General features: G+C 74.2%; 5 protein-coding genes. 1 reads left to right on the top strand and 4 read right to left on the bottom strand.

The features are described 5' to 3' along the window. Positions 1–1409 (top strand): apolipoprotein N-acyltransferase (gene lnt / locus SACPADRAFT_RS0203175; protein ID WP_051442360.1); only part of this gene is annotated, 1409 nt, incomplete at its 5' end. On the opposite strand, the gene SACPADRAFT_RS0203170 is transcribed toward lnt, so the two are convergent. The 4 genes from SACPADRAFT_RS0203170 to SACPADRAFT_RS0203155 form a co-directional block, all read right to left on the bottom strand. After that, positions 1375–1866 (bottom strand): glutathione peroxidase, encoded by a 492-nt coding sequence (locus SACPADRAFT_RS0203170; protein WP_007026513.1) that lies wholly within the window; start codon positions 1864–1866, stop codon positions 1375–1377. The two genes, lnt and SACPADRAFT_RS0203170, sit on opposite strands and share 35 nt — an antisense overlap. A gap of 50 nt (positions 1867–1916) precedes the next feature. Further along, complete coding sequence (locus SACPADRAFT_RS0203165; RefSeq protein WP_007026512.1) at positions 1917–3107, bottom strand: ABC transporter permease; 1191 nt, start codon at positions 3105–3107, stop codon at positions 1917–1919. Then, on the bottom strand, positions 3107–4009 hold the full coding sequence (locus SACPADRAFT_RS0203160; protein WP_007026511.1) for an ABC transporter ATP-binding protein: 903 nt from the start codon (positions 4007–4009) through the stop codon (positions 3107–3109). The genes SACPADRAFT_RS0203165 and SACPADRAFT_RS0203160 overlap by 1 nt, the downstream gene beginning before the upstream one ends. A 96-nt stretch (positions 4010–4105) precedes the next feature. Beyond that, a complete protein-coding gene (locus SACPADRAFT_RS0203155; protein ID WP_007026510.1) occupies positions 4106–4843 on the bottom strand; it encodes a response regulator transcription factor in 738 nt (245 codons plus the stop codon). Positions 4844–4851 lie beyond the last annotated feature (8 nt).

The raw sequence follows: 4851 nt of genomic DNA, 5'->3' as shown, positions 1-4851 counted from the left end.
TGCTGCTGCTGTGCGGCCGGGCCGCGGGATTCCGGGACGCCGCCTGGCTCGGCTGGTCCTTCTCGCTGGGGCACACCGGGGTGGCCGCGCACTGGCTGCTGCCCCAGCTCGGCGCCTTCGCGGTGCCGGCGCTGGCGCTCGCCGCACTGACCGGGATCCCGTTCGCGCTCGCCGCCCACGGTCTCCTCCGGGCCCCGCCCTCCGCCGCCGGGGCCGCCGCGGCCGTCCTGGTGCTGCCGTCCGTCCACCTGCTGGTGGACGTGGCGCGTTCCTGGCACCACCTCGGCGGGGCGTGGACCCCGCTCGGGCTGTCCCAATGGTCGGTACGGCCGGTGCTCGCGGTGGCGGCGCTGGGCGGGGTGTGGCTGATCGGCGCCGTGCTGGTGGCGGTCAACGTGGGCCTGGCCGTCCTGGTCGACACCCGTGCCCCTCCCCCGGCACGCGGGACGGGGGCCGCGCTCGCGCTCGGTGTGCTCGCGGCGACGGTCACCTTCGGCCTGGCGCGGACGGTTCCGCCCGTCGAGGGTGCGCTACGGGTGGGCGGGGTCCAGCCCGGCGTGGTCGACGACAGCCTGCAAGCACACCTGCGGCGCACCGCGGCACTCGCCGACGCCGACGTCGACGTCGTGGTGTGGGGGCAGAGCAGCGTCCCGGTGGACCCGGGGGACCGGCCGGACGTGGCGGACCGGTTGCGGCACACGGCCGCCCGGGTGGGCGGCGATCTCCTGGTCAACGTGGACGCCCGGCAGGCGGACGGGCGGAGCACGAAGGCCACCCACCACTACCGGCCGGACGGCGTGGTCGCGACCTACCACAAGCGGCGGTTGGCGCCGTTCGGCGAGTACGTGCCGCTGCGGCCGGTACTCGGGCCGCTGACCGGGCACACCGAGGCCGCCGACGTCGACCGGGCCACCGGTGACCGGAGGGCACTGCTGCGGGTCGACGGCACCACGCTCGGACCGTTGATTTCCTACGAGTCGGTGTTTTCGGACCTGCGCCGCGACCTCGCGCGGGCCGGGGCGGACGTGACCGTCGTCCAGGGGTCGCTCACCACGTTTCAGGACAGCTGGGCCCAGGCGCAGCAGGCGGCGGGCGAGGCGGTGCGGGCGGTCGAATCCGGGCGCGCGTCCGTGCTGGTCAGCACGAGTGGCACGTCGGCCGCGTTCGACGCGGCGGGGCGGCAACTGCTGTGGCGCCCGCCCGGGGACAGCGGGACCTTCGTCGTCACCGTGCCCCGGCACACCGGCACGACACCCTTCGTGAGGTGGGGCGACCGGCTGCCGCTGCCGGCGGGCGGGGTGGTGGCCGGGTTCGGACTGACCGCGACCGTCCGGGCCCTCGCGGGGCGTACCCCGGCCACCCGCCCGTGCCCGGTCAGCCCCGGGCCAGCGCGGCCTCCACGGCGGTGACGACCTCGTCCGACTCCGGTTCCGTGCCCGGGCGGAACCGGGCGAGCACCGTTCCCGCGTCGTCGAGCAGGAACTTCTCGAAGTTCCACTGCACGTCCCCGGCCTCGCCGTCGGCGTCCGGGTGCCGCACCAGCTCGGCGTACAGCGGGTGCCGGTCCGGGCCGTTCACGTCGACCTTGGCGAACATCGGGAACGTGACGCCGTACGTGGTCGCGCAGAACGTCGCGATCTCCTCCGCCCCACCCGGTTCCTGCCCGGCGAACTGGTTGCACGGGAAGCCCGCGACCGTGAAACCGCGGTCGGCGTAGCGTTCGTGCAGCCGTTCCAGGCCGGAGTACTGCGGGGTCAGCCCGCACCGGGACGCCACGTTGACCACCAGCAGCGCCCGTGCGCCGAGGGACGCCAGCGTGGCCGGCTCGTCCGACAGCGTCCGCAGTTCGAGCCCGGTCACCGACATCGGCTCCACCCTTCCTTCGTGATCATCGTCGGTGCCGACCCTACCGCCGGTCACGCCCGGTCCCCGGTCGGTCGGTCGTCCGCGCGGGCCCACGCCCGGGCCAGCCCGATCCGGCCGCGGGTCTGCAACAGCGCCCCGGAGTACACCCGGCTCGCGAGCAGCACGATCACCACGAGCGCCGCGACGAGCAGCCCGAGGGACGCGACCGCCTCCCAGACCTGCGCGTCCCCGGTGAACAGGCGCACCGGCATCCCCACCGGGGCGGAGAACGGCACGTAGGACAGCACGGCGAGCACCCCCGCGTTGTCACCGAAGAACACCACGGCGAAGTAGGGCACCATGACGAACAGCATCACCAGGCTCGTGCTCGAACCGAGGTCCTCCTGTCTGCTGACCACGGAGCCCGCGACCGCCCACATCGCCGCCAGCAGCACGAACCCGAGCAGCATGAACGGCACGAACCACCCCAGGGCCGGGGCGAGCACGGACAGGAACTCGGTGTGCCCCCCGAGCCGGAGCGCGACGGGCGCGAGGACGGCGAGCGCGAGGACCTGCCCGATCGTCAGCAGGGAGTGCCCGGCGATCTTCCCCGCCAGCAGCGCCCGCACCGGGACGGTGGAGACCAGGATCTCGACGATGCGGGTCTGCTTCTCGGTGACCGTGCTCTGCGCGATCGCGATGCCCCCCATGCCGAACATCAGGAAGACCAGGCCGAACACGAGCGAGACCAGCGCCTGCTCTCCCCCACCCGCGTCGTCCGGGGTCTCGACGATCTCCACCGTTGGGAGGGTGCCGAGTGCGTCCAGGATCACCAGGGGTGGTTCGGACGCCGCCATCACGTGCACCCCGGCGTCCGACCCGTTCGTCCCGTCCGGTGTGACGATCGCCCGGACCTCGCCGTCGGCCAGCAGCTGCCCGGCGCCCGCGGGATCGTCGACCTCGAGGATCCGGATCTCGTCGGCGGCCGCCTCCAGTCCCGGGGGCGGGTCGGTGCCCACGACCGCGACCCCGGGCCTGCCGTCGTCGGCCGCGTCCCCGCCGCCGAACAGCGACGGCAGCAGCGCCGTCGCGAAGAGTCCCACGACGAGGGTGGCGAAGCCGATCCACCAGCTCTTCATCCGCAGGAAGCTGCGGATCTCCCGCTCGGCCACCAGCCACGTGGCCGAACGGAACGAGGTTCCGGTGCCCGGGCCGGTCGGCGGGGCGGGGGCGGTCGGGGTCCGCGTGTCCGTCGACGTCATCACACGACCTCCTTGAAGATCTCCTCGAGGGTCGGCACGACCGGTGCGAAGGTGCGCACCGCTCCCCGCTCCAGCGCCGCCCGCAGCACCGCCTGGTCGGCGCCGGCCCCGTCGCCCGGATCCGCCGCGTCGTCGAGCTCGAGGACCGCGCGGGCCCCGTCGAGGTCGAGCACCCGCACCCCGGGCAGGTCCCGCAGCCATCCGGCGTCGGAGTCCACCACCATCTCGTAGCGCGTCCGGCCGTATCGGTGGCGCAGCTCCGTGCGTTCCCCGGCGGCGGCGATCTCCCCCTCGGAGATGATGATCAGGTCGTCGCACAGCCGCTCGACCACGGCGAGCTGGTGGCTGGAGAACAATACGGGCACGCCGGAGGCGGCACGGTCGCGCAGCACGGCGAGCACCGTCTCCACCGCGATCGGGTCGAGCCCGGAGAACGGTTCGTCGAGGATCAGCAGGACCGGGTCGTGCACCAGCGCCGCCGCGACCTGCGCCCGCTGCTGGTTGCCGAGCGAGAGCTCCTCCAGCTTGTCGTCGGCGCGCGGGGCGAGTTCGAGCTGGTCGAGCAGGCGGGCGGTGTTCCGGCGGGCGGCGGCACGGTCGAGTCCGTGCAGCTGCCCCAGCCAGGCGATCTGCTCGGCCACCCGCATCTTCGGGTACAGCCCGCGCTCCTCCGGCATGTAGCCGAACCGTTGCCGCGAGGCCTGCGTGACCGGACGTCCGTCCCAGGTCACACTGCCCGAGTCGGCGGCGAGCACCCCCAGGATGATCCGCATGGCGGTGGTCTTGCCCGCGCCGTTGGCACCCAGGAACCCGGTCATGCGCCCCGGCCGGACCTCGAAGGAGACGTCGTCGAGCGCACGGTGCGCACCGAAGCTCCGACTGATCGATGTCACGGTCAACATGACGGCGGAGTCAATCACAGGGCACCGACCGACGACGTCCTGCGCCCGACCGACCCGGTGCGTCCTCCCCACGGGGGACGCTGGGCGGCGTCGCGGTCACTCCCGGCCGGGGGCCACGATGCCGTTCTCGTAGGCGTACACCACGGCGTGGGTGCGGTCCCGCAGGTTCAGCTTGGTCAGCACCCGGGACACGTGCGTCTTCACGGTCGTCTCCCCCAGGAACAGCCTGCCGGCGATCTCGGCGTTGCTCGCCCCGCGGGCCAGCGACACGAGCACCTCGTACTCCCGGTCGGTCAGCTCCGGCGGGCGCCACCCGGCGGCACCCGGGACGGGGGCGGCCGTCCCCGCGAACCGGGCGATGACGCGGCGGGTCACCTCGGGGGAGAGCAACGCGTCCCCGCGGGCCACCACCCGGACCGAGTCGATCAGGTCCTCCGGGGCGGCGTTCTTCAGCAGGAACCCGCTCGCCCCGGCGTGCAGGGCCTCGAAGAGGTAGTCCTCGCGGTCGAAGGTGGTGAGGATGATGACCCGGGCCCCGGCCGGGCCCGGCGGGGCCCCCGGCGCCGTGCCCAGGATGCGGCGGGTCGCCGCCAACCCGTCCACCCGGGGCATCCGGACGTCCATCAGCACCACGTCGGCCCCCGTACGGCTGGTGACCGCCACGGCCTCGTCCCCGTCCCCGGCCTCGCCGACCACCTCGATGCCGGGCTCGGCCCCGAGGATGACCCGGAAACCCGCCCGCACGAGATCCTGGTCGTCGGCGAGGACGACCCGCAGCGGCCGGTCCCCGTGCGGCTCCGGGGGCACCGCCCCGGACGGGTCCGCCCCGCTCACCCGGTCCT

Source organism: Saccharomonospora iraqiensis subsp. paurometabolica YIM 90007 (assembly GCF_000231035.2).
Lineage (GTDB): Bacteria > Actinomycetota > Actinomycetes > Mycobacteriales > Pseudonocardiaceae > Saccharomonospora > Saccharomonospora paurometabolica.
Note: the sequence above shows the minus strand (reverse complement) of the source record. Positions and strands in the feature narration are given on the sequence as shown.

Coding starts and splice junctions, on each gene's coding strand:
- SACPADRAFT_RS0203170 (WP_007026513.1), bottom strand. CDS start 1,866: ATGTCGGTGACCGGGCTCGAACTGCGGACGCTGTCGGACGAGCCGGCC.
- SACPADRAFT_RS0203160 (WP_007026511.1), bottom strand. CDS start 4,009: ATGTTGACCGTGACATCGATCAGTCGGAGCTTCGGTGCGCACCGTGCG.
- SACPADRAFT_RS0203165 (WP_007026512.1), bottom strand. CDS start 3,107: ATGACGTCGACGGACACGCGGACCCCGACCGCCCCCGCCCCGCCGACC.